The sequence below is a fragment of the Aeromonas sp. FDAARGOS 1411 genome, assembly GCF_019047125.1.
GTDB lineage: Bacteria > Pseudomonadota > Gammaproteobacteria > Enterobacterales > Aeromonadaceae > Aeromonas > Aeromonas veronii.
Genome location: NZ_CP077214.1, coordinates 1,009,761 through 1,031,293 on the forward strand (window position 1 = coordinate 1,009,761; position 21,533 = coordinate 1,031,293).

Below are 21,533 nucleotides of genomic sequence, written 5' to 3' on the forward strand. Positions count from 1 at the left end.
CCCTCGTTTTTTTCGCTATGGTGTTACCTCATTTTGGAGGTGCCATGAATCAGACCATCGATCTTATCCTTTCCCATCGCTCCATTCGTCAGTTCACTGCCGAGCCGATCGCCCCGCAGCAGCTGGATGCCATTCTCGCCGCCGCCCAGTCAGCCTCGACCTCGAGCTTTGTGCAGGTGACCAGTATTGTGCGAGTCTGCGAGCCCGAGGCGCGTCAGCAGTTGGCCATGCTGGCGGGCAATCAACCCTATGTGGCGGAGGCGGCCGAGTTTCTGGTGTTCTGCGCCGATTACCACCGCCACACCCAGATCGTGCCCGAGGCCCAGATCGGCTATGCGGAGCAGTTGCTGATCGGAGCCATCGACGGCGCTCTGATGGCGCAAAACGCCCTGCTGGCGGCCCAGTCGCTGGGGCTGGGCGGGGTCTATATCGGCGGCATTCGCAACCATCCGGCCGAGGTGAGCGAACTGCTCGGCTTGCCCCATCAGGTGATCCCGCTGTTTGGCCTCTGCCTTGGTCACCCTGCCCAGCAGCCGGAGCAGAAACCCCGTCTGCCCAGGGGATTGGTGGTGCATCAGGAGCGCTACCAGCACGAGCTGGATCGCGGCCTGCTGGCCCGGTACGATCAGCAGATCGCGGACTACTATCAAGCCCGCAGCAGCAACAACAAGCAGCAGACTTGGAGCGGCCAGATCCGCGCCATTCTGGGCAAGGAGTCCCGCCCTTTCATGCTGGGATTCCTGCAATCGCGGGGCTTTAACCTCAAGTAATGGCGCTGATGGGCGATACTATGGGGAGGTGACCGTCATGGTCATCATCCCCTGATCCTGCAATCTCTCCCTGAGACCGGGGGCACAGCTTGGTGACAAATCGTGGGCAAGGGGGGATCTGCAGGCTACCTTAAGTGGGTAAGCTGTTGTAGGATCACGCAATTGGATAGGAACAGGGGTTTGGACATCCTATGATTTTAACTTTGGTATTGCTGTCTATTGGCGCACTCCTGTTTTTGGTTATCGCCTATAACGTGGTGCAGCAATATAAGCAGAAGGCAGAAGCGGACAAGCGTCACGCCGTTGCCAGACACAAGACGGTGGCCGACGAGACCGAAGAGGTGTTGCTGAACGTCAATCTGGTGCCTTTCTCCAAGAACATGGTGTTGCTGTTGCAGCACCGGATCCTCGATGCCTATCGCGCCATCGCCCAGGTGATGCCGAACAATCAAATCAAGCAGCGCATCGTTGATGTGCAGACCCAGATCAAGAATGTGCAGGAGAACTACAGCGTGCAGGATGAGGGGCAGTTCAAGACCCCGGAGTCCGATCGTCAGGCGATCCAGATGCTGCAGCTGGTCAAGAAGATGCGGGCCGTGCTGCGGGTAGAGCACAACAAGGGCAAGATTGACCCTCAGGGGTTTGCCCAGGAAGAGCGCCGCCTTGAGCTGATGCAGCTCAAGATCAACATCTCCAATCTGGTCAAGCGGGCGATGGATGCCCGCATTCAGGGCCAATATGGTACTTGCCGCCAGCTCTATACCAAGGGTCTGTCGGCCATGGCGAGCGTGGGCGACAAGGATCCCTATCTGCTGGCCCGTGAAGAGGATATGCGTCAGGGGCTCAAGGAGCTTGAAGAGCTGCAGCAGCAAAACAGCGCGCAGGATCTGCAAAACATCAAGGACAAGGAAGCCGACGAGCTCGATGTCCTGTTTCAACCCAAGAAGAAATGGTAAGCATGTCCCACCCTCTCGATTCCACACTGGGGCCAATGGCCCCATTTGTTTCTCAGCTGTTGGCCGAACTGGCCGCCACTGGCGTCACAATTTCCCGGCCAACGGTCGATCACCTCTGTTATCGGGCGGCTACCCTGCAGGAGTACCGCGCGCTATGTGCTGTGCTGGCTGAGGCGGGCACCTTGCTGGTGGAGGGTATGATTGGCGGGCGCCCGATTGCGACTTATCAGTTGCATCAGCCGCTGTTGGCTGGTGAGGTACAGGTACCCTGTATCGAGCTGGCTGCACCGAAACCGGGTCGCGTCCATCAGGCGGGGCTGGAACATATCGAGCTGGTGGTCACTTCACTGCAAGATCTGGTAGCGCGCTATCCCGAGCAGCCATTCAAAACTGGCAACATGCAGGATATCCGCAACCCCGATATTGGCCTGATGTTGCCCTCCGGCCAGATCAAGTTTCATCTGCGCCCGCTAGCTGAGGTGATCGCCGAAGAGGTGGCGACCGGTGCTGTGGTCGCGGTGCCTGCGGATTATTTCGATCAGGAGTGATCCTGCGCTCAATGCGGTGCGAGCCTGACAGGCTCTTGAATAACGCAGCAAAAGGGGTCACCGGTGTGACCCCTTTTGTTATCTGGCGGTGCTGGGTTGCGAGAGCGCTATCTGCTCGTGGGTGACCCTGTTTGCGCTGAGCCTGTTACCCGTGTCGGTGGGGTTGCTGGGCGGGCAGTGGTGATTGGCTTCGCTGCTTGAGACGGCCGAGCCAGAGGCTCAAGCCTGCCGTCAGGATGAGGACCAGTTCAATTCCCATGACCAGACCGCCCAGCTCGCCTTGCTCCCAGAAGGGGTGCAGGTAAAGTCCCCCCAGACTCGCCCCCAGATAGTAGGCCACCAGATAGAGGGAGGAGGCGAGGGCGCGGTTGTGTTCGACATGATGACCCACCCAGGCACTGGCGCAGGCGTGTGCCAGGAAAAAGCCGAAGCTGGAGACCAGCAAGCCACTCAGGATCCCGGGCAGGCTTCCTTGCAGCAGCCAGAGGCTCCCGATGGCCATCAGGGCGATCCCGACCAGCAGCATCCGTTGTGCCCCCCAGCGGTTGGCAAAGCGGCCACTCAGAGAAGAGGCTACAGTCCCCGAGAGATAGGTGAGAAAAAGCATGCCGAGCCACTGGGTGGGCAGGGAGAAAGGGGGCTTGGCCAGCAGGAAGGTGAGATAGCTGAACTGGTTCAGAAACACCATAAAGTTGAGCCCGCCTATAAGGTAAGCTCCTACCAGCAAGGGATTGGTCAAGTGTTGCTGCAAGGCGCGGGCAAATTGGCCGCGAACGGGGGCGCTCGCCACAAAGCGGGTTTGGTGTGGCAGCAGCCAGAAGACCAGCGGCAGCAGTAACAGGCTGATCACCCCGATCCCCAGAAAGGTATGCTGCCAGTCGCCAAACCAGCCAGCCAACAGACCGCCGACCACCCGACCGGCAATGCCACCGAGGGAGTTGGCGGCAATATAGACCCCCACCGCCGAGAGCAGCGCCCGTTTACTGAACTCTTCCCCCATATAGGCAATCGCAGTGGCTGGTAACCCGGCCAGCAGCGCGCCCTGCAGGATACGTAGCAGCAGCAGGGAGCCAAACTGCTCAACCAGCGGGATCAACAGTGAGAGCAGGATCGCCAGGGTGAGGGTACCCAGCATGACCTGCCGACGGCCATGGCGATCCGCCAGTCTGGCGCAGATCAGCAGGGAGGCGGCGAGGCCTGCAGTGCATCCTGCCAGGGTCCAGCTGGCCGAGAGAGAGTTGACCGAGAAGACCTCGGCAATCAGGGGTAACAGGGGATGGGTCTGGTAGAGGTTCAGAAACACCAGAAAAGAGCCCAGGCTGAGGGCTAGGGTTGCACGTATCCACTCGCGACTTCCGACTTCAATCATTGCGTATTGTCCTGACTACTTTTGGTCAGGGTAGAGTCCTTACAGTTATAAATATAATATATTTAAGTTATCCATCTCATAAGATGAATTGATACATGGATCTGAAACAGCTCACCTATCTGCTGGCGGTCAGGGATGCCGGCTCATTTACCAAGGCAGCCAACAGTCTGCATGTGGCACAGCCGGCCATCAGCATGGCCATCGCCAAGCTGGAGCAGCAGCTCGAATTGCGGCTGTTTGATCGACAGGACCGGGCGGTACGGCTCACCCCGGAGGGAGAGGTGCTCTGTCGCCATGCCGAGCGCTTGTTGTTGCAGATGCATCAGGCCGAGGCCGAGATGGCCGAGCTCAAGGGGCTAGAGCGGGGGGAGGTGCGGATCGGGATCCCCTATATGATGGGCTCCTACTATTTTCCCCCTCGACTGATGGCCTTCAAGCATCGCTATCCCGGCCTCAAGATCCGGGTCGAAGAGGCCGGCACCCGTGAGCTGCTCAGCCGGATGGTGGATGGCTCCCTCGATCTGGCCATTCTCATCACCAGTGATCTTCCCCCCGCCATCGAGGGGGCACATCTGCTGAGCGAAGAGATGTTGATGGTGGTGGGGGACGATCACCCCTTGCGCGGCGAACCGGCCGTCACCCTCTCGCAGTTCTTTGCTCAGGAGCTGGCGCTGTTTCGCCGTGGTTTTTACCACCGGGAGCATATGGAGGCGCTAGCCCATAGCCTGGGCGTTGAACCCGATATCGCCTTCGAGAGCAATCTTATCCCTCTGCTCAAGGCGGTGGTGCGGCAAGGTTTTGCGGTGACCACCTTCTTGCGGATGGTGCTGGAAGAGGAGCCGGATCTGAGTGGCGTGCCCTTCGACCCGCCCATCTACCTCGACCTCTGTGTGGCGTGGCGGCGTGGCGATCCGCTATCTATGGCCAACCGTGCCTTGCGCGATTTCCTACTCAAGGATCGCCCGGCCTGATGGCGGCGGGCTATTGCTGAAAGTTTGTTACTATTAACGGTGGGTTCGCTTGAGGGCTACACCATGAAATTGCAGCAATTGCGCTATATCGTCGAGGTGGCGAACCACAGGCTGAATCTGTCGGCCACCGCCGAGAGCCTCTTTACCTCCCAGCCCGGGATCAGCAAACAGGTGCGGATGCTGGAGGATGAGCTGGGGATCAAGATCTTCGAGCGCAGCGGCAAACACTTGACCCAGATCACCCCCATCGGTCGGGACGTGATCAAAGTGGCCGCGGAGGTGCTGGACAAGGTGGCCACCATCAAGGTGATGGCTAGGCAGCATGTGCATCCGGAGCAGGGAACACTCACCATTGCCGCCACTCATCTGCAAGCCCGTTATATTCTGCCCACCATCCTCAAGGGATTCATGGCCCGCTTCCCCAAAGTTGCCGTGACGGTGATGCAAGGGAGTGCGGCGCAGTGCCGCGCAGCCGTGCATGATGGCGCTGCCGATCTGCTGCTGGCGGATGAACCGGAGGAGGGGAGCGATCTGCTCATGCTCCCCTCTTTTCAATGGCAACGGGGCTTGGTGCTGCCAAAGGAGCATCTGTTGGCCAAAGCAACATCGCTGACCCCGGCCGAGCTGGTGGAGTTTGCGCTGGTGACCGATGGAAGGGCTCTCTCCACAGCTCATGGCACTGATTGCGCTCATGCCGAGAGCCGGATCGCCTGCTGTGCGAGCGACAGCGATGTGCTCAAGACCTATGTCAGACAAGGGATGGGTATAGGGGTGATGGCAACCTTTGCCTGGGAGCCCCAGCGCGATGGGGATCTGGTGCTCAAAACGGCGCCCTGGCTACCAAGCGGTGTAGCCGCTATCGGGTTACGCAGAGGGGCATTTTTATGCGGCTATCTCTACGATCTGATTGAACGTCTCGCGCCGCAATTGACCCGCGAGCGGGTCGAACTATACTGTGCTGCCCGCACTGGCGAAGAGCTTGAAGCTCTGCTGGCCAATCTGACCGTGCCACTTAGATAGCCAGGGTTGATTTGCGGTCATCCCAAGAAAAACGCCTCCGAATAGGAGGCGTTTGACTATCTGGTATTCGTCAATGCAGGCTCACTTCTTCAGCATATGATCCAGCTTGTTGGCCTTGGTCGACAGATAGAACTCGTTGTGGGGATTGCGCCCTTCCTGCAACGGTACCCGTTCGACCACCGGAATACCGAAGGATTCCATCGCTTTCATCTTGCGCGGGTTGTTGGTCATCAGTTTGAGAGACTTGACCTCAAGCTGCTTGAGCATATCGGCGCAGATGGTGTAGTCGCGCATATCGGCGGCGAAACCAAGGGCCACGTTGGCTTCCACGGTATCGGCCCCCTGATCCTGCAGGTGATAGGCGCGGATCTTGTTGAGCAAGCCGATGCCACGGCCCTCTTGACGCACATACAGCAACACGCCACGACCGGCTTTGGCGATATTTTCCATGGCCGCCTGCAACTGGAAACCGCAGTCACAACGCAGGCTGAACAGGGCGTCGCCGGTCAGACACTCTGAGTGGATCCGGCCCAGCACGGGCTCTTCACCGGTAATGTCGCCCATCACCAGTGCGGCGTGATCTTTGCCTGTGCCGGTTTCCTGAAAACCTACCAGCGTGAAGGTGCCCCAGGGGGTTGGCAATTTGGATTTGGCCACGAGGGTAACGCTGCTCATAGGTTGCTCCTTACTACTAACGGCTCAAAAAAGGGGGCCAGTTTAGCGCGCCTTATCAGGAACGACCATAAGAACAAGTCCCTGCATTGCTTAATGAAATCTCCAAATGAGATACAAGCACAGCTGTCCGGCGGGGTTTTGGCCCTTTGTGCGGATTGATGACTGCCAGGCTCACCACATTCGGGTATAATCGGCGCCCATTAACCCACCCCTTCGGGATGGGAGCAACACAGTGCAGGAGAGAAGTTATGCCTCAGATGGCCCCCGTAATGACAATTGATGGCCCCAGTGGTGCAGGTAAAGGCACCTTGTGTCAGCTGCTTGCTGAGAAGCTGGGTTGGCACTTGCTGGACTCGGGCGCCATCTATCGGGTGTTGTCCCTGGCCGCCCTGCATCACGATGTAGAGCTGGACAGTGAAGCCTCACTGGTGCCGCTGGCTGCCAATCTGGATGTGCAATTTCAGGTTGAGGGCGATCTGGTCAAGGTTATCCTGGAAGGGGAAGATGTCTCCCGCACCATCCGCACCGAAGAAGTGGGTAATGCTGCCAGTAAAATCGCCGCCTTCCCCCGTGTGCGCGAAGCCTTGCTGCGCCGTCAGCGGGCATTTCGTCAGGCCCCGGGTCTGATTGCCGATGGTCGTGACATGGGTACAGTTGTTTTCCCCGAGGCCGAGGTGAAGATTTTCCTCGACGCCAGTGCCGAAGAACGGGCCCAGCGTCGCTATAAGCAGTTGCAAGATAAGGGCTTTGATGTTAACTTTGAGCGTCTTTTAACCGAGATTCGGGAACGTGACGATCGCGACAGAAATCGCGCTACTGCACCCCTGAAACCGGCAGAAGATGCTCTGGTGGTAGACTCTACCGCCATGACCATAGATGAAGTGCTGGCAACAGTACTCGCCTATGCAGAGCAACAACTTGGTGATGCCAGCGCAAGCTGACATCCGGTCGTCTGCACCAAGGATGGCGCAGATTATTTAAAACAGCCCCGCTTGTGCCGGATTGCAAGTGGATGTTTCATTTGTGACATAAACAATGATCGAATCTTTTGCTCAACTCTTTGAAGAGTCCCTGAACGCCGTTGAAACCCGTCAAGGTTCCATCGTCAAGGGTACTGTCGTTGCTATCGAGAACGGTTTCGTACTGGTTGACGCCGGTCTGAAATCCGAGTCCGCTATCCCGGCTGAAGAATTCAAGAACGCCATGGGCGAGCTGGAAATCAACGTCGGCGACACCGTTGACGTGGCTCTGGACTCTATCGAAGATGGTTTCGGCGAAACCAAGCTGTCCCGCGAAAAAGCCAAGCGCCACGAAGCCTGGCTGCAGCTTGAGAAGGCTTACGAAGAGCAAGCTACCGTTATCGGTATCATCAACGGCAAGGTCAAGGGTGGTTTCACTGTTGAACTGAATGGCATCCGTGCCTTCCTGCCGGGTTCTCTGGTTGACGTGCGTCCGATCCGTGACACCGCTCACCTGGAAAACAAAGAACTTGAGTTCAAAGTCATCAAGCTGGACCAGAAGCGCAACAACGTTGTTGTTTCTCGTCGTGCCGTGATCGAGACCGAGAACACCTCCGAGCGCGAAAGCCTGCTGGCTAACCTGCAAGAAGGTCAAGAAGTTAAGGGTATCGTCAAGAACCTGACCGACTACGGTGCATTCGTAGATCTGGGCGGTGTTGACGGCCTGCTGCACATCACCGACATGGCGTGGAAGCGCGTTAAGCATCCTTCCGAAATCGTCAACGTTGGCGACGAGATCGCTGTCAAGGTTCTGAAGTTCGACCGCGAGCGTACCCGTGTATCCCTGGGTCTGAAGCAGCTGGGCGAAGATCCCTGGGTTGCTATCGCCAAGCGTTACCCGGAGACCACCCGTCTGTCTGGCCGCGTGACCAACCTGACCGACTACGGCTGCTTCGTTGAAATCGAAGAAGGCGTTGAAGGCCTGGTACACGTATCCGAGATGGATTGGACCAACAAGAACATCCACCCGTCCAAAGTTGTTAACGTTGGCGACGTGGTTGACGTGATGGTTCTGGACATCGACGAAGAGCGTCGTCGTATCTCCCTGGGTCTGAAGCAGTGCAAATCCAACCCGTGGCAGCTGTTTGCCGAAACTCACGCCAAAGGCGACCGTGTTTCCGGCAAGATCAAGTCCATCACTGACTTCGGTATCTTCATCGGTCTGGATGGCGGCATCGACGGTCTGGTTCACCTGTCTGACATCTCCTGGAACAACCAGGGCGAAGAAGCCGTGCGTGAATTCAAGAAAGGCGACGAGATCGAAGCCGTTGTTCTGCAAGTGGATCCGGAGCGTGAGCGCATCTCCCTGGGTGTCAAGCAGATCGAAGAAGACCCGTTCAACAAGTACCTGGCTGACAACAAGAAAGGTGCTATCGTGAAGGGTAAGGTTACCGAGGTTGATGCCAAAGGTGCCGTTATCGAACTGGCTGATGGCGTAGAAGGCTACCTGCGTGCCTCCGACGCTGCTCGTGACCGCGTAGAAGACGCCACTCTGGTGCTGTCTGTTGGTGACGAAGTTGAAGCTAAATTCATGGGCGTTGATCGTAAGAACCGCACCGTAAGCCTGTCTGTCCGTGCTAAGGACGAGGCTGATGAGCGTGTTGCTATCGATAACCTGAACCAGCAAGAAGAAGTTGTGTTCAGCAATGCTATGATGGAAGCGTTCAAAGCCGCCAAGGGTGAGTAATCCTTGATGCAAGAAAAGGGCGGCATTGCGCCGCCCTTTTTTATCCTGGCAAAATGAATATTGCATGTGATCGGGGAAGGAGATTTAACGTTATGACCAAATCAGATCTCATCGAACAACTGGCAGCCAGCCGCATGCATATGCCGGCCAAGGATGTCGAAGCCGCCATCAAGGAGATCCTTGAGCAGATGGCGTCGACCTTGCAAAACGGCGACCGGATTGAAATCCGCGGATTTGGCAGTTTTTCACTGCACTATCGTGCGCCCCGTGTGGGCCGCAACCCCAAGACTGGGGACAAGGTTGAACTGACCGGGAAATATGTCCCGCACTTCAAACCTGGCAAAGAGTTGCGCGAGCGCGTCAACATCATTGAATAATGCAGAAATGGGCATACCTCGGGTATGCCTTTTTTCTTTTTGGCACCGATTCCTGTGCCAATCGTCTTGTTTCTTAAACTCTTTTCCCATTCACTCTAGAGTCTGCCTGCGATTTTAAGGATAATCAGCCTCTCATTAGATACTGACAGGGAGCTCTTATGAAGCGTATTTTGGCCCTCATTCCGCTGGTGCTGGTGTTTGTTCTGACCCTGGCGCTGGGCTCACAAAATGGCCAGCTGGTTCAGTTCAATTACCTGATCGCTCAGGGTGAGTTTTCACTTGCCATGCTGTTGGGCTTCTTCTTTGCTGGCGGTTTTTTGCTGGGCTGGCTGGTATTCGGCCTGCTGTTCCTGCGCCTGAAAATGCAAAACCGCACCCTCAACCGCACCATGCGTCGTCAATCCCGTGAGTTGGAGCTGGCCCGGTCACCGGGTAAGGAATAATGTTCCTCAATGCTTGAACTGCTTTTCCTGCTGTTGCCCATCGCCGCCGGTTATGGTTGGTACATGGGTCGCAGGAGTGTTCGCCAGGACACCCAAAAACAGAGTAACCAGTTTTCCCGCCAGTATGTGGCGGGCCTCAACTATTTGCTGTCCGATGAATCCGACAAGGCGGTAGACCTCTTTATTCAGCTGCTTGAGGTGGACAGTGAAACCATCGAAACACACCTCTCCCTCGGCAACCTGTTTCGCCAGCGTGGGGAGGTCGATCGTGCCATCAAGATCCACCAGAACCTGGTAACCCGCCAACTGACCCGGGAGCAGCGACAGCTTGCCCTGCAGGAGCTTGCGCGCGACTTTTTGGCTGCTGGTCTGCTGGACCGAGCGGAAGCGCTCTGGAATGAGCTGTGTGACGACAGCGACTATGAAGAGACGGCGCTGGCACAGCTGTTGATCATCCATCAGCAGTTGCGGGATTGGGATAAGGCCATCGATGTGGCGGTTCGTCTGCAAAAATTCCAGGGCAAGAAGCTGGCCGACCCCATCTCCCATTTCTATTGCGAGCAAGCCGAAATCGCGCTGCGTGAGGGCAATAAAGGGGAGGGGCTGGCCAAGCTCAAACGGGCGCTCAGTATCAATCCGGCATGTGCCCGGGCCAGTTTGCGCCTCGCTGAGCTCGCCATGGCAGAGGGGGAGTATGAGCAGGCCAGCAAGGAGCTGCTGCGGGTGTTCGAGCAGGATATCGACTTTGCCTCCGAGGCAATGCCCAAATTGCTCGAGTGCTATCAGCAGTTGGGGCGCACGCCTGCATTGATCCCGCTGCTTGAGAAGGCAGTGGAAGATCACGCCGGTGTCAGCGTGACCCTGGCCCTTGCCAAGCTGGTTGAAGAGCGTGATGGCCTGAGTCAGGCCCGTTCGCTGGTGTTGCGTCAGCTGCGTCGTCATCCGTCGATGAAAGGTTTTTACCAGCTGGTGGGTTTTCAGCTGGCCAGTGCGGAAGAGGGGCCTGCCAAGGAGAGCCTCGAACTGCTGCAACAGCTGGTCGGCGAGCAGATCAAAATCAAGTCAACCCACAAGTGTCGGCAGTGCGGCTTTGCCACTCACTCGCTGTTCTGGCAGTGCCCGTCTTGTCGCCAGTGGGGTTCCATCAAGCCGATCCGTGGTCTGGACGGTGAATAACAAGCAATAGGATGTGAGATGCAAGATCCCAAAGTACTGGTAGCGCTGGATTATCAGCACGAGGCAGATGCCTTAGCGTTCGTTGAACGTATCTCTCCGGCCCAGTGCCGTCTCAAGGTAGGCAAGGAGATGTTTACCCTGTTTGGCCCGCAGTTTGTACGCCAGCTGGTGGCCAAGGGATTCGATGTTTTTCTGGATCTGAAGTTTCACGATATTCCCAATACCGTTGCCAAAGCCGTGGCAGCCAGTGCCGAGCTCGGTGTCTGGATGGTCAACGTGCATGCCAGTGGTGGTGAGCGGATGATGCGTGCCGCCAAAGATGCGCTACTGCCTTATGGCGACAAGGCCCCCCTGCTTATCGGCGTGACCGTGTTGACCAGCATGGAGCAGTCCGACATGATCCCCCTCGGGTTGGATGTGAGCCCGGCCGAGCAGGTGATCCGGCTGGCTACCTTAACCAAGGCATCCGGCTTGGATGGGGTTGTCTGCTCTGCCAACGAGGCCCATGAGCTTAAAGCCTTGCTGGGTGATGAGTTCAAGCTGGTGACCCCGGGTATTCGCCCGACCGGTTCAGCGGCCGGGGATCAGCGCCGGGTGATGACACCGAAAGCGGCGGTCGAGGCGGGGTCCGATTATCTGGTTATCGGTCGCCCCATTACGCAGGCTGCCGATCCGGCCGCCATGCTGGCCAGCATCAATGCCGAGCTGGTTGGTGCGTAACAGGCTCACTCAGTGATACACGGTGCAGGCCGAGCAACAGGCCTGCACCGGCCCCGATAAGATGAGAGCCGATGTGTACCCTGGCATTGATCAGGGTGGATATCGGGCTCTCTCCTGCGTTGTAGAAGTCCATCGCCAGCTTGAGCCCCATCCCTGCCAACAGTAGCCAGCCCGATGTGCGGCGTCCGTGGCGGATATCCTGCATTGCCCCCCAGACAAACAGACCATGCAGCGAGCCGGATAGCCCCATGTACCACTGGGTCTGCGGGCACCACCACCAGATCCCCAAGCCCACTGCCAGCCAGAGCAGCAACATCAGCAGCGGCAGGCGAGCCCCACCCAGATAGTCGCGAAACAGGCTATAGAGGATGGCGAGGCCGCCCAGATTGAGCAGCAGGTGCCACAGATTGGTATGAGCCAGATTGCCTGTTATGATCCGCCACCCTTCGCCCCCGGCGATCAAGGGCCGATCGAAGGAGAGCTGAAGATTGGGAACGGTAAAGAAGAGTAGCAAGCTGGTGAGAGAGAGCGTGATAACCCAGAGCAATCCAGATTTGTCTGACAACATGAAACAGTCCAACGACAAGAACAGTCGATACTGTACACGTTGCACCCGAGCCCTCAAAGCCTGCCTGTGCGATTATATTGTGCCGGTTGACAATCACACGCCCCTCTACATCTTGCAGCACCCCAACGAGGTGGCACATCCCAAGGGGACTGCGGCGCTGCTGGCAGCCTCTTTGCAACAGTGCGAAATCCATGTGGGGGAGGATTTTTCCCGCGACGAGTGGCTCAATGTGCTGCTGGCTGACCAATCCCGTCGTTATTATTTGCTCTGGCCGGATGAGGATGCCATTTCGCTGACCGATCTTCGCCAACAGTGGGAGAGTGAATCCCCTGGCTCCGCATCCGTCGCCTTTATCTTGCTTGACGGCACCTGGCGCAAAGCCTATCGCATGTTGCAGAGCAACCCGGCACTGGTCCGCTTGCCCCGCATCGGCATTGGTACTATTGCCGGTCAATATGCCATTCGCAAGAAACCCTTTCCCGATGCCCTCTCTACCATAGAGGCGGGCTATCACCTCTTGTCCCGGTGGGAGGGAAGGCCGGAGCGCTATGCGCCCTTGCTGACCCTGTTCAATCGGTTGAATACCCAGTGGCAGGACTTTGCCGAAGGCCGCCGCGCGTGACAATTCAAGGAGTTATCAAGATGAAAAAAGCAGTCGTGGTTTTCAGCGGCGGTCAGGACAGCACTACTTGTCTGGTGCAGGCATTGGCCCGGTATGATGAAGTGCACGCCATCACCTTCGACTATGGCCAGCGCCATCGGGAAGAGATCGACACCGCGCGCCGTCTGGGCAGTGCACTGGGGATTGCCGCCCACAAGGTGATGGATGTGACGCTGCTCAATGAGCTGGCGGTCTCTGCCCTGACCCGTGACGACATCCCGGTCAGCTGCGAGCTGCAGGATAATGGCCTGCCCAACACCTTCGTGCCGGGCCGCAATATCCTGTTCCTGACCCTGGCTTCCATCTATGCCTATCAGGTGGGCGCCGAAGCGGTGATCACCGGTGTCTGCGAGACCGACTTCTCCGGCTATCCCGATTGCCGTGACGAGTTCGTCAAGGCCCTCAATCAGGCGGTGTCGCTGGGGTTGGATCGCGGTATCCGTTTTGAAACTCCCTTGATGTGGCTCGACAAGGCCGAGACCTGGGCTCTGGCGGATCACTATGGTCACCTCGACACGGTGCGCCAGCAGACCCTGACCTGCTACAACGGCATTGCCGGTGACGGTTGCGGCACGTGTCCTGCGTGTGAACTGCGCAGTCGCGGCCTGAACAACTATCTGGCCGACAAGGCGGGCATCATGGCCAGACTGTTTGAGAAAACCGGGCTGGGTGAGAAAAGCGCAGAGTGAGCCTGCGTCTTGCCGTGGCTTGGGGTATAATCCGCGACTTTTGCAACAAGCCGTGATCGAGATGCACTACCCAATCAACGAGATTTTCCAGACCATCCAGGGGGAGGGTATCTTTACTGGCCTGCCCGCCATCTTTGTTCGCCTGCAGGGTTGCCCGGTGGGCTGCCCCTGGTGCGATACCCGTCATACCTGGGTTGTTGATCCGGCTCGTGAAGTGGGCAAGGCGGCGGTGCTGGATCGCTCCAACGAATCCGATTGTTGGAGCCAACTTAGCACCGCGCAGATTATTAAGAGCTTTACCGACCTGGGTTATCAGGCGCGCCATGTGGTGATCACCGGTGGCGAGCCCTGCCTCTACGATCTGCACGAACTCTCGTCAGCCCTGCTGGCGGCGGGTTATCAGGTGCAGATTGAAACCAGTGGCACCAGCGAGATCAAGACTCATGAGCAGACCTGGGTAACAGTCTCCCCCAAGATCGGTATGAAAGGGGGGCTGCCTGTGCTGGTCTCGGCGCTGGAACGGGCCAACGAGATCAAGCATCCGGTGGCCACCGAGCACCATATTGAAGAGCTGGATACGCTGCTCGCTACTGCTACCCTGCGCCCGGACGTGGTCATTGCCTTGCAGCCGATCAGCCAGAAACCAAGGGCCACCCAATTGGCGATGGATATCTGTATCGCGCGTAACTGGCGACTCTCAATCCAGACTCATAAATATCTGGATATTGATTAATATGGATTGGCTATCCGACGAGCAGGTGCTGCTGACCCTGACCAACAAGATGCCTTACGGTAAATATCAGGGGCGGCGTATCATCGATATTCCCGAGCCCTATCTGGTGTGGATGGCGCGCAGCGGTTTTCCTGCGGGTAAATTGGGCCAGACGCTGGCGTTGGCTTACGAAATCAAACTCAATGGACTCGAGTCCATGATTATTCCCATTATTAACAGGATGTCGGTATGAGAATATATACGAGGCAGGGCGACAAGGGCATGACCCGGCTGGCCGATGGTATCCAGTTGCCAAAGGATCATTTGCGGGTCGAGACCTACGGTTATATCGATGAGCTCAACTCCCATATTGGCTTGCTGATTTGTGACGTCCCATCGCAAGAAGTCAGCTTATTGGCTGATTTACAGCTGTTGCAACAGGAGTTGTTTGATCTGGGGGGGGAGTTGGCATTCTCCAGCGACGCCCAGAATGAATCAATTTGGCAAGTTAATGCCGCCTGGACCACTCGCCTTGAACAGCAGATAGATCGTTATAGTGAGCCATTGCCGCCGCTGCGCCAATTTATATTGCCCGGTGGTTCCCGTGCCGCGGCGCAAGCGCATGTGGTGCGTACTCTGGTGCGTCATTGCGAGCGCTTGCTGCTGACATTGAGCCGGGAAGAGCGGGTCAATCCCGAGGTGCTGCCCTATCTGAACCGGATGAGTGACTGGTTCTTTACCGTTGCCCGCTATCTCATCTGCGTGGCAGGGGATCGTGAAGTGCTGTGGGTCAAGGCAGCAGATCGCCCGCAATCGGCTATCTGATATTTCACGTTTAAGTGGCAATAAAAAACCTCGCCTTGGCGAGGTTTTTTATTAGCAACGAGATTGAGATCAGATAGCAAAGTCTTCCAGTGATTTGCCTGCTGCCACTGCGCTGGCAATAGCCGAAGGCATACGGCCCTGGCCAGTCCAGGTTTTCTCTACGCCATTATCCTGATAGCGATATTTGGCTGGCCGTGGTGCCCGCTTTGTTTTTTCGGTCTTGCCAGATGTTGTTGCAACGGCATTGACCAGCTCGGCCGGGTCAATACCGGCGGCTTTGAGCATTTCGCTATATTCGTTAATTTTCCGCAGATGCTCTTCACGGGCCTGACGCTCGGCAGCTTCATCCTGCTGACGTTCAGCAACGATAGTAGAGAGTTTTTCCAGTGCCTCTTCCAGTTGTTCCAGAGAAAGCTCGCGGCAGGTCGCACGCAGACTGCGGATATTAAGCAGTACCTTTAAAAATTCATTCATAGGAGTTACCACGTCGAGTCAGAGAAAAATATTATGTTCCAGTTGATTCTTGCTTGGTGATTTAAATAAGTCAAGCCGGGTTAAATATTATATCCGTGGGGAACATCAATACAGATATTTAATATGGCCTGCAATAGGCTTGATGATTGGATGCTAATGAGGCCGTAGTAGGTGAAAATAGCGTCAAAGCTGGCGTTGTTGCATCATTTGACTACCATTTTCCGACCTTGATTTGTTTATTATGATTATTTAATCAAAAAACTTGCTATAAGCTGCCATCTCGATAAAATGTGCGGCGAATACCTTTAAGTAGAGGCGCGCTGCCTATGAGTATTTGTGCGGAGGGTGATGCCTGTGATGCACAAGGAAAGGAGTCAGCGCCGAAGTGGCCAGGCCATCATACCGGGCTGCTGGTTCTGCATCTAATAGGTGCAGGACTGCCATAGTCATCCACTATGGAGCGCTACCTGAAGGGGCTGAGGAGTATGACCTCCCCATAGGTTTTGTTTCTTTAGATCCTCTCGGTAGATCTCCACCTGTAATCTTTAGGTGCAAAGAGATCATGGACATTAGTCATTTCGCCGACTCCGGTTGGTCCGTTCTTCCCCCCCTGTTGGCTGTCGCGCTGGCGATCATGACCCGCCGCGTGCTGCTGTCCCTTGGTGTGGGCATCGTCACCGGCAGTTTGCTGCTCAATCAGTTTTCACCCCTCGAATCCCTGCATTACATGTTGAATACCGTGCTCAAGATCTTCTGGGTCGATGGCGCGCTCAATCGTGACAATGTCAACATGATCCTGTTTATGCTGCTGCTGGGTGGCCTCATCAGCCTGATGAGCGTCTCCGGGGCGACCCGTGCCTTTGCCGAGTGGGCCGAGCGTCGTGCCAAGACCCGCAAGGGCGCCAAAGCCCTGACTGGCATGATGGTGTTTGCCTTCTTTATCGATGACTTCTTCCACAGCCTGTCGGTGGGGGCAATCTGCCGTCCGGTGACCGACCGCTTCCAGATCTCCCGTGCCAAACTGGCCTATCTGCTGGACTCCACCGCGGCGCCGGTCTGCGTGCTGATGCCCATCTCCTCTTGGGGCGCCTATATCATCGCTCTGGTTGGCGGCATCATGGCGGCACACGGTCTAACTGAACAGAGCCCCATCGCGGCATTTGTCGAGATGATCCCGATGAACCTCTACGCCGTCTTCACCCTGATCATGGTGCTGGTGGTGATTGCATTCCAACTCGACATCGGCCCGATGCGTCAACACGAAGCGTGGGCGCTGGAAGGCAAGCTGTGGGATGAGTCCAAGGGCCGCCCCATCGGTCTGGATATGGAGAGCCCGGAAGAGAGCAACGGCGGCATGATCGACATGGTACTGCCGATCCTGACCCTGACCGCCGCCACCATCTATTTCATGATTGATTCCGGTGCTGCGGTGCTGAACGAGAAGGGGCTGCCGTTCAGCGTGCTCGGCTCGTTCGAAAATACCAACGTCGGCTCCTCGCTGGTTTACGGTGCCCTGTGCAGTCTGGTGGTCTCCATCGGTCTGGCCATGCGCCTGAAGCTGGGTGCCAAAAACTGGATCAAGGCCGCGCCGCAAGGTGTCATGGCCATGCTGCCAGCCATCAACATCCTGCTGTTTGCCTGGACCATAGGTGCCGTGGTGCGCGACGTGGAGACCGGCAAGTACCTGGCTTCGTTGGCTAACGGTAACCTGCCGATCGAAGTGCTACCTGCCGTGGTCTTTATCCTCTCCTGTGCCATGGCGTTTGCTACCGGTACCAGCTGGGGTACCTTCGGCATCATGCTGCCGCTGGCCGGTGACATGGCCGCCGCCAGCGACATCAGCCTGATGTTGCCGATGCTGGCGGCGGTACTGGCTGGCTCGGTGTTCGGGGATCACAGCTCACCCATCTCCAGCACCAGCATCCTCTCTGCCACCGGTGCCGGTTGCCATCACATCGATCACGTGATGACCCAGCTGCCCTATGCACTGGCCATCGCCTTCGGTGCGGCCATCGGTTACCTGGCAATGGGCTTGATGCACTCCAGCCTGGCCGGTTTCAGCGTCAGCGCCCTCTGGTTCGTGCTCTTTACCAGCTATCACCTGAAAAAGGCCAAAGCGCGGCCAGAGCTGGCCACCGCGTAACATTTATAGAGCAAGGGGCCCGCGGGCCCCTTGGTTTTGTCAGGGGCTTTGGTTAGCATGCGCCCCATAAATTCAGTTTCGGAACAGTATCATGGCTTCACTGCACTACAAATTTGCCACCATGAATTCAGGCAAATCCACCCAGCTCATTCAGGCGCACTTCAACTATCTGGAGCGGGGCATGCATCCTCTGGCGATGACGCCAGCCATCGATGACCGTTTCGGGGTCGGGGTGATCAGTGCCCGGGTTGGCCTTGAACTGAAGGTGGACGTGTTCAGCGACAGCTGCGATCTGTTTGAAATGGTGAAAGAGCGCCATGCGAAGAAACATATCGATGTTTTCATCGTGGACGAGGCCCAGTTCCTGACCCGTGAGCAGGTCTACCAGCTGGCCCGCATCGTCGATGAGCAGGATATTCCGGTGATGGCCTATGGCCTCAAGACCGATTTTCGCGGCGAGCTGTTCCCCGGTTCCTACCATCTGCTCTGTCTTGCCGACAAGTTTGAAGAGCTGAAGAGCATCTGCTGGTGTGGCAACAAGGCTCACATGAACTCCCGGGTCAATGAAGCGGGGCAGGTGATGCGTGATGGCGAACAGGTGGAGATCGGCGGCAACGATCGCTATGTGTCGCTCTGTCGCAAACACTATCTCGAAGGTCGGGCCTACAAGTAATTCGGCTGCGATATTTGAATCGTCGAGAAGGGCGTCAATCTGGCGCCCTTTTTATATTCCCCAACTTCTATCGCTGTGGTTCAGTCGATCTCGATATCCACCGGCGCAATGATGGGATCGGCCACCGGCAGGCGTTGAAACAGCTGGCGAAAATGGTGCTGTACCCGGCCTATATCGACCAGTGACATGCCGGAGGCAAAACCGAACCAGACATAGAGGCCGGTGAGATCGCGAAACATCGGCGGCAAATAGCGGGGAGCGGCGATCAGCCCCTCCAGATAGTGCTGATAGAGCACCGGAATGTCATCCAGTGTCACCTTGCCGACAAACAGCATCGGCAGGATCTCGGGCACCCCTTCCAGCACTGCGCTGCGGATAAAGTTGACCGTCTCCACATAGCCACGCACGTAGGAGAGATCCTTGGTAAAGCAGGCGCCGCCGCCCACCATGCCGCCACGAAAGACCCGCTGGGTGATCTTGTAGGCGTCGTGCTCGCTGGTGCCCTGCAGCACGAAGTGCTGAAACACCTCGATAAAATCGGCGCCGCGCTCGGCCATGTCGATGGCCATCACCCGATCGGAGATACGCTTGGCCCGATCCGGAAAGGAGCTGAAGGTGAGCGTCTCAATCAATACCGCCAGCCCCTCCTGACAGGCGGTGATCCGCGGTGAACCGGCGCTCAGCCAGGTGGCATAAGGCTGCTGGCGACCGTTGAGGGTGGTGCCGACATGGACCCACCCCTCGTGTACCTCCAGTACCTGCAAATCCAGCTCGGAGAAACGGGCGTGGGAGTTGAGCTTGATGTAGTCGCCACCGGCCGCTGCATCGGAGACGATGCCATCGCTCAGCTTCACCTGCACAGTGCCGTCACTGAAGTAGCTCGACAGCTTGCCCTGCAGTTTGGCGACCGCGGCTTCTCCTTCGAACTCCTTGGGGTAGGGGCGCACCAGATGGCGGGCGCCGGGCAGGGAGAAGATATCGCACAGGCGGGCGCCCAGCTCCTTGAGAGTCTTGCGATCCCCGCGCAGGTGATCGCTGGCAGAGCCATAAAGCAGCTGGCTGTAACGCTGAAAATCGGGTTGGCCGCGCTGGCGCAGCATCTCGATCACCACCATGTACTGATCGACCGTCTCTTGCAGGATCCGGCCAAGATCGTCCTGTGGCCCCAGTTTTCTGCGGATCCGGTCCCGCAGCTCCTTGAGCTCCAGATACTTGTTGCGCGGATCGAAGCCGAGGGGGAGGGCATCATAGAAGTGTCTGTCAATAGCGGGCAGCTCCCTGCCACCGCTTGTCAGAAAGCGATCCTGCAGATGGCGTGGCCATTTGATGGCATCCAGAATGCGGATGGGTTTTTGCAGGGTGAGCAGCTCATCCGAGAGTGATTTCAGATGAAGGCGATACTTTTCTTGGATTGTCATGGGGCCCCCTGTGGGGCAAGCGTCATCGTGGATTTGGCTGAGTATATGCATAGCGCTTGCCAAAAAGAAGCGAGCCGCAGGGTTATCGGGTTGGCGTGCTTTTTGTTGATAGCAAATTGGTTTAGACTGCGCCCCTTGATCCCAATCTTGTCGTGGAAATGATGAATATCCCCAGCTCCGAAATGATAATGCGTTGGTTGCAACAGGCTCGTATCGAGCACTATGTCTGCGACCAGTGTCACGGTATCCACATTGTCTCTTTGCAGTCGGTCGATGGTATTCAGGAGAGCCGGATCTTCGTGGAAGAGGAAGGCCTGCTGTTCTCCTCCGAGCTGGAAGTGCGCCCCTCCGCAATGCTGCCGCTGGTTGCCGAACTGGGCCGACTCAATATGCAGTACCCCTCCCTTAAGGTGTTCCTCGATATCATCGATGACAACCTGCCGCGGCTGGTTGTCGGCCACACCGTCTTTACCAAGGCCGGACTCAGCGTCGAGCAGTTCCTGTTGTTCGTGCAAAGCACCATCGCCGCAACCCACGAACTGGTTGCCGAATGCGAACGTTCCGGCTTCCTCAACCTGCCGGAAATTCAGGTTGCACCGGAATCTGTGCATTAAGTGTTCGAACGGTTCGCCAGGTGAAAAAAGCCGTTGACGCGGGCGGGGCTTTCCCCTAAATTACGCCCCGTTCCAGCGCAACAGCGTAGCGAACACAGTGTTGTCTGAACACGTTAAACCACAGACAAAAATTTGGTGAGGTGTCCGAGTGGCTGAAGGAGCACGCCTGGAAAGTGTGTATACGGCAACGTATCGAGGGTTCGAATCCCTCCCTCACCGCCAAATTGCAAAGCCCCGATGGAAACATCGGGGCTTTTTGCTATTCGCGTTTTTGCGAGCGCGGTGGGCAAGCCGATGGCGATGGGCGGCGGGCTCGGGTATAGTCCTGCGCCAATGGCGTTATCCTGTTTTGCTGACCCGTCGTGGCCCTGGTGGTGGCGAGGGGCAGGCCCGTGTAAGGAGTGTTATGAAGTTCAGTCCCCTGCTTGATGAGATGATGAAAGCCCTGCAGGTATTGCCTGGGGTGGGGCCCAAGTCTGCCCAGCGGATGGCCTTTACCCTGCTCGAGCGCGAGCGCAGCGGCGGTTTGCGGTTGGCCCAGTTGCTCTCTCGCGCCCTGACCGAGATCGGTCATTGCAGCCACTGCCGCACCTTTACCGAGAACGATCGCTGCGATATTTGCGCCAATCCCAAGCGGGAAGAGAATGGCCTGCTCTGCGTGGTGGAGAGCCCGGCGGACGTGGCCGCCATCGAACAGACCGGTCAGTTTTCCGGCCGCTACTTCGTGCTGATGGGCCATCTGTCGCCGCTCGACGGCATCGGCCCGGAGGAGCTGGGGCTCGATATTCTGGATCGCCGCCTGAAGGATGAGGCGATCAGCGAGCTGATCCTCGCCACCAATCCCACCATTGAAGGGGATGCCACCGCCTGGTATATCGCCGATATGGCCCGCACCGCCGGGGTAGAGGTGAGCCGCATCGCCCACGGGGTGCCGGTGGGCGGCGAGCTGGAGCTGGTGGATGGCACCACGCTCTCCCACTCCCTGATGGGGCGCCAGCGCCTCAAGTAAGGGGAGGGTGGCGGCA

25 protein-coding genes, 1 tRNA gene and 1 riboswitch are annotated in these 21,533 nt (G+C 57.3%); of the genes, 21 read left to right on the plus strand and 5 right to left on the minus strand.

Translation table 11 applies throughout. The features are described 5' to 3' along the window. Nucleotides 1-44 precede the first annotated feature (44 nt). The 3 genes from nfsA to I6L41_RS04440 all read left to right on the plus strand — a co-directional run bounded on the left by nfsA (nt 45) and on the right by I6L41_RS04440 (nt 2,274). Nucleotides 45-770 (plus strand): oxygen-insensitive NADPH nitroreductase, encoded by a 726-nt coding sequence (nfsA, locus tag I6L41_RS04430; protein ID WP_216962236.1) that lies wholly within the window; start codon nt 45-47, stop codon nt 768-770. A 191-nt stretch (nt 771-961) separates the two neighbouring features. Then, nucleotides 962-1,726: a hypothetical protein gene (locus I6L41_RS04435; protein WP_005337161.1), complete on the plus strand. Its 765-nt coding sequence runs from the start codon at nt 962-964 to the stop codon at nt 1,724-1,726. After that, nucleotides 1,720-2,274, plus strand: coding sequence for a VOC family protein (locus I6L41_RS04440; RefSeq protein WP_216962239.1), 555 nt, complete (start codon nt 1,720-1,722; stop codon nt 2,272-2,274). Before I6L41_RS04435 ends, I6L41_RS04440 begins: the two co-directional genes overlap by 7 nt. 145 nt (nt 2,275-2,419) lie before the next feature. Here I6L41_RS04440 and I6L41_RS04445 read toward each other — a convergent pair whose 3' ends face one another. Beyond that, nucleotides 2,420-3,643 carry an MFS transporter gene (locus tag I6L41_RS04445; RefSeq protein WP_216962242.1) on the minus strand — a complete coding sequence of 408 codons (1,224 nt, stop codon included), beginning with the start codon at nt 3,641-3,643 and terminating at the stop codon, nt 2,420-2,422. Between the two features lie 95 nt (nt 3,644-3,738). Here I6L41_RS04445 and I6L41_RS04450 point away from each other — a divergent pair, with 95 nt between their 5' ends. Both I6L41_RS04450 and I6L41_RS04455 read left to right on the plus strand, forming a co-directional pair. Then, nucleotides 3,739-4,614 (plus strand): LysR family transcriptional regulator, encoded by an 876-nt coding sequence (locus I6L41_RS04450; protein WP_216962245.1) that lies wholly within the window; start codon nt 3,739-3,741, stop codon nt 4,612-4,614. A gap of 63 nt (nt 4,615-4,677) precedes the next feature. Next, nucleotides 4,678-5,634: a LysR substrate-binding domain-containing protein gene (locus I6L41_RS04455; RefSeq protein ID WP_216962248.1), complete on the plus strand. Its 957-nt coding sequence runs from the start codon at nt 4,678-4,680 to the stop codon at nt 5,632-5,634. Nucleotides 5,635-5,715: 81 nt separating this feature from the next. Here I6L41_RS04455 and ribA read toward each other — a convergent pair whose 3' ends face one another. Further along, nucleotides 5,716-6,309, minus strand: coding sequence for a GTP cyclohydrolase II (gene ribA, locus I6L41_RS04460; protein ID WP_216962252.1), 594 nt, complete (start codon nt 6,307-6,309; stop codon nt 5,716-5,718). A 248-nt stretch (nt 6,310-6,557) separates the two neighbouring features. Between ribA and cmk the strand changes: the two genes are divergently transcribed. The 6 genes from cmk (at nt 6,558) to pyrF (ending at nt 11,731) form a co-directional block, all read left to right on the plus strand. After that, nucleotides 6,558-7,250, plus strand: a complete 693-nt coding sequence (gene cmk / locus I6L41_RS04465; RefSeq protein WP_019444698.1) for a (d)CMP kinase — start codon at nt 6,558-6,560, stop codon at nt 7,248-7,250. Nucleotides 7,251-7,344: 94 nt separating this feature from the next. Further along, nucleotides 7,345-9,015, plus strand: coding sequence for a 30S ribosomal protein S1 (gene rpsA / locus I6L41_RS04470; protein WP_005337148.1), 1,671 nt, complete (start codon nt 7,345-7,347; stop codon nt 9,013-9,015). A gap of 92 nt (nt 9,016-9,107) precedes the next feature. Continuing rightward, nucleotides 9,108-9,392 carry an integration host factor subunit beta gene (gene ihfB, locus I6L41_RS04475; RefSeq protein ID WP_005299934.1) on the plus strand — a complete coding sequence of 95 codons (285 nt, stop codon included), beginning with the start codon at nt 9,108-9,110 and terminating at the stop codon, nt 9,390-9,392. A 158-nt stretch (nt 9,393-9,550) separates the two neighbouring features. Next, entirely contained in the window at nt 9,551-9,835 is a 285-nt protein-coding gene (locus I6L41_RS04480) for a LapA family protein (protein WP_005337143.1), read from the plus strand. Nucleotides 9,836-9,844: 9 nt separating this feature from the next. After that, nucleotides 9,845-11,011 (plus strand): lipopolysaccharide assembly protein LapB, encoded by a 1,167-nt coding sequence (gene lapB, locus I6L41_RS04485; protein ID WP_005346478.1) that lies wholly within the window; start codon nt 9,845-9,847, stop codon nt 11,009-11,011. An 18-nt stretch (nt 11,012-11,029) separates the two neighbouring features. Next, nucleotides 11,030-11,731, plus strand: a complete 702-nt coding sequence (gene pyrF, locus I6L41_RS04490; RefSeq protein ID WP_157160965.1) for an orotidine-5'-phosphate decarboxylase — start codon at nt 11,030-11,032, stop codon at nt 11,729-11,731. On the opposite strand, the gene rrtA is transcribed toward pyrF, so the two are convergent. Beyond that, nucleotides 11,706-12,299, minus strand: coding sequence for a rhombosortase (gene rrtA, locus I6L41_RS04495; protein WP_074042643.1), 594 nt, complete (start codon nt 12,297-12,299; stop codon nt 11,706-11,708). The genes pyrF and rrtA overlap by 26 nt on opposite strands. Between rrtA and I6L41_RS04500 the strand changes: the two genes are divergently transcribed. The 5 genes from I6L41_RS04500 (at nt 12,298) to I6L41_RS04520 (ending at nt 15,186) form a co-directional block, all read left to right on the plus strand. Continuing rightward, nucleotides 12,298-12,921, plus strand: coding sequence for a tRNA-uridine aminocarboxypropyltransferase (locus I6L41_RS04500; RefSeq protein WP_216962255.1), 624 nt, complete (start codon nt 12,298-12,300; stop codon nt 12,919-12,921). The two genes, rrtA and I6L41_RS04500, sit on opposite strands and share 2 nt — an antisense overlap. Before the next feature lie 20 nt (nt 12,922-12,941). Beyond that, nucleotides 12,942-13,649 carry a 7-cyano-7-deazaguanine synthase QueC gene (queC, locus tag I6L41_RS04505; RefSeq protein ID WP_005359893.1) on the plus strand — a complete coding sequence of 236 codons (708 nt, stop codon included), beginning with the start codon at nt 12,942-12,944 and terminating at the stop codon, nt 13,647-13,649. A gap of 61 nt (nt 13,650-13,710) precedes the next feature. Next, a complete protein-coding gene (gene queE, locus I6L41_RS04510; protein ID WP_168769897.1) occupies nt 13,711-14,382 on the plus strand; it encodes a 7-carboxy-7-deazaguanine synthase QueE in 672 nt (223 codons plus the stop codon). A gap of 1 nt (nt 14,383) precedes the next feature. Continuing rightward, a complete protein-coding gene (locus I6L41_RS04515; protein ID WP_005337126.1) occupies nt 14,384-14,614 on the plus strand; it encodes a DUF3820 family protein in 231 nt (76 codons plus the stop codon). Continuing rightward, complete coding sequence (locus I6L41_RS04520; RefSeq protein ID WP_204483730.1) at nt 14,611-15,186, plus strand: cob(I)yrinic acid a,c-diamide adenosyltransferase; 576 nt, start codon at nt 14,611-14,613, stop codon at nt 15,184-15,186. Before I6L41_RS04515 ends, I6L41_RS04520 begins: the two co-directional genes overlap by 4 nt. A 69-nt stretch (nt 15,187-15,255) precedes the next feature. Here the strand turns inward: I6L41_RS04520 and I6L41_RS04525 are convergent, their stop codons facing one another. Continuing rightward, nucleotides 15,256-15,660, minus strand: coding sequence for an H-NS family nucleoid-associated regulatory protein (locus tag I6L41_RS04525; protein WP_043823568.1), 405 nt, complete (start codon nt 15,658-15,660; stop codon nt 15,256-15,258). A 302-nt stretch (nt 15,661-15,962) separates the two neighbouring features. After that, nucleotides 15,963-16,134, plus strand: a riboswitch (Lysine riboswitch). Nucleotides 16,135-16,222: 88 nt separating this feature from the next. On the opposite strand from I6L41_RS04525, the gene I6L41_RS04530 reads away from it, so the two are divergent. Beyond that, nucleotides 16,223-17,803, plus strand: coding sequence for a Na+/H+ antiporter NhaC family protein (locus tag I6L41_RS04530; RefSeq protein ID WP_216962258.1), 1,581 nt, complete (start codon nt 16,223-16,225; stop codon nt 17,801-17,803). Between the two features lie 91 nt (nt 17,804-17,894). Beyond that, nucleotides 17,895-18,476, plus strand: coding sequence for a thymidine kinase (locus tag I6L41_RS04535; protein WP_005337121.1), 582 nt, complete (start codon nt 17,895-17,897; stop codon nt 18,474-18,476). A gap of 80 nt (nt 18,477-18,556) precedes the next feature. Here the strand turns inward: I6L41_RS04535 and I6L41_RS04540 are convergent, their stop codons facing one another. Continuing rightward, a complete protein-coding gene (locus I6L41_RS04540; RefSeq protein WP_216962261.1) occupies nt 18,557-19,894 on the minus strand; it encodes a flavohemoglobin expression-modulating QEGLA motif protein in 1,338 nt (445 codons plus the stop codon). 158 nt (nt 19,895-20,052) lie between these two features. Between I6L41_RS04540 and I6L41_RS04545 the strand changes: the two genes are divergently transcribed. From I6L41_RS04545 to recR, 3 genes are all read left to right on the plus strand, one after another. Further along, on the plus strand, nt 20,053-20,508 hold the full coding sequence (locus I6L41_RS04545; RefSeq protein ID WP_005337119.1) for a YbjN domain-containing protein: 456 nt from the start codon (nt 20,053-20,055) through the stop codon (nt 20,506-20,508). A 134-nt stretch (nt 20,509-20,642) separates the two neighbouring features. Continuing rightward, nucleotides 20,643-20,730: transfer RNA gene (locus tag I6L41_RS04550), tRNA-Ser, on the plus strand. Between the two features lie 184 nt (nt 20,731-20,914). Continuing rightward, nucleotides 20,915-21,517 (plus strand): recombination mediator RecR, encoded by a 603-nt coding sequence (recR, locus tag I6L41_RS04555; RefSeq protein WP_216962264.1) that lies wholly within the window; start codon nt 20,915-20,917, stop codon nt 21,515-21,517. Nucleotides 21,518-21,533: the final 16 nt, after the last annotated feature.

Bases quoted from the DNA above. Each gene is read 5' to 3' on its own strand.
- I6L41_RS04540 (WP_216962261.1), bottom strand. From the start codon at position 19,894: ATGACAATCCAAGAAAAGTATCGCCTTCATCTGAAATCACTCTCGGAT.
- pyrF (WP_157160965.1), top strand. From the start codon at position 11,030: ATGCAAGATCCCAAAGTACTGGTAGCGCTGGATTATCAGCACGAGGCA.
- rpsA (WP_005337148.1), top strand. From the start codon at position 7,345: ATGATCGAATCTTTTGCTCAACTCTTTGAAGAGTCCCTGAACGCCGTT.
- I6L41_RS04480 (WP_005337143.1), top strand. From the start codon at position 9,551: ATGAAGCGTATTTTGGCCCTCATTCCGCTGGTGCTGGTGTTTGTTCTG.
- ihfB (WP_005299934.1), top strand. From the start codon at position 9,108: ATGACCAAATCAGATCTCATCGAACAACTGGCAGCCAGCCGCATGCAT.
- ribA (WP_216962252.1), bottom strand. From the start codon at position 6,309: ATGAGCAGCGTTACCCTCGTGGCCAAATCCAAATTGCCAACCCCCTGG.
- I6L41_RS04535 (WP_005337121.1), top strand. From the start codon at position 17,895: ATGGCTTCACTGCACTACAAATTTGCCACCATGAATTCAGGCAAATCC.
- I6L41_RS04530 (WP_216962258.1), top strand. From the start codon at position 16,223: ATGGACATTAGTCATTTCGCCGACTCCGGTTGGTCCGTTCTTCCCCCC.
- recR (WP_216962264.1), top strand. From the start codon at position 20,915: ATGAAGTTCAGTCCCCTGCTTGATGAGATGATGAAAGCCCTGCAGGTA.
- I6L41_RS04545 (WP_005337119.1), top strand. From the start codon at position 20,053: ATGATGAATATCCCCAGCTCCGAAATGATAATGCGTTGGTTGCAACAG.
- I6L41_RS04455 (WP_216962248.1), top strand. From the start codon at position 4,678: ATGAAATTGCAGCAATTGCGCTATATCGTCGAGGTGGCGAACCACAGG.
- queE (WP_168769897.1), top strand. From the start codon at position 13,711: ATGCACTACCCAATCAACGAGATTTTCCAGACCATCCAGGGGGAGGGT.
- I6L41_RS04450 (WP_216962245.1), top strand. From the start codon at position 3,739: ATGGATCTGAAACAGCTCACCTATCTGCTGGCGGTCAGGGATGCCGGC.
- I6L41_RS04515 (WP_005337126.1), top strand. From the start codon at position 14,384: ATGGATTGGCTATCCGACGAGCAGGTGCTGCTGACCCTGACCAACAAG.
- I6L41_RS04500 (WP_216962255.1), top strand. From the start codon at position 12,298: ATGAAACAGTCCAACGACAAGAACAGTCGATACTGTACACGTTGCACC.
- cmk (WP_019444698.1), top strand. From the start codon at position 6,558: ATGCCTCAGATGGCCCCCGTAATGACAATTGATGGCCCCAGTGGTGCA.
- lapB (WP_005346478.1), top strand. From the start codon at position 9,845: ATGCTTGAACTGCTTTTCCTGCTGTTGCCCATCGCCGCCGGTTATGGT.
- I6L41_RS04525 (WP_043823568.1), bottom strand. From the start codon at position 15,660: ATGAATGAATTTTTAAAGGTACTGCTTAATATCCGCAGTCTGCGTGCG.
- I6L41_RS04440 (WP_216962239.1), top strand. From the start codon at position 1,720: ATGGTAAGCATGTCCCACCCTCTCGATTCCACACTGGGGCCAATGGCC.
- I6L41_RS04435 (WP_005337161.1), top strand. From the start codon at position 962: ATGATTTTAACTTTGGTATTGCTGTCTATTGGCGCACTCCTGTTTTTG.
- I6L41_RS04445 (WP_216962242.1), bottom strand. From the start codon at position 3,643: ATGATTGAAGTCGGAAGTCGCGAGTGGATACGTGCAACCCTAGCCCTC.
- queC (WP_005359893.1), top strand. From the start codon at position 12,942: ATGAAAAAAGCAGTCGTGGTTTTCAGCGGCGGTCAGGACAGCACTACT.
- I6L41_RS04520 (WP_204483730.1), top strand. From the start codon at position 14,611: ATGAGAATATATACGAGGCAGGGCGACAAGGGCATGACCCGGCTGGCC.
- rrtA (WP_074042643.1), bottom strand. From the start codon at position 12,299: ATGTTGTCAGACAAATCTGGATTGCTCTGGGTTATCACGCTCTCTCTC.
- nfsA (WP_216962236.1), top strand. From the start codon at position 45: ATGAATCAGACCATCGATCTTATCCTTTCCCATCGCTCCATTCGTCAG.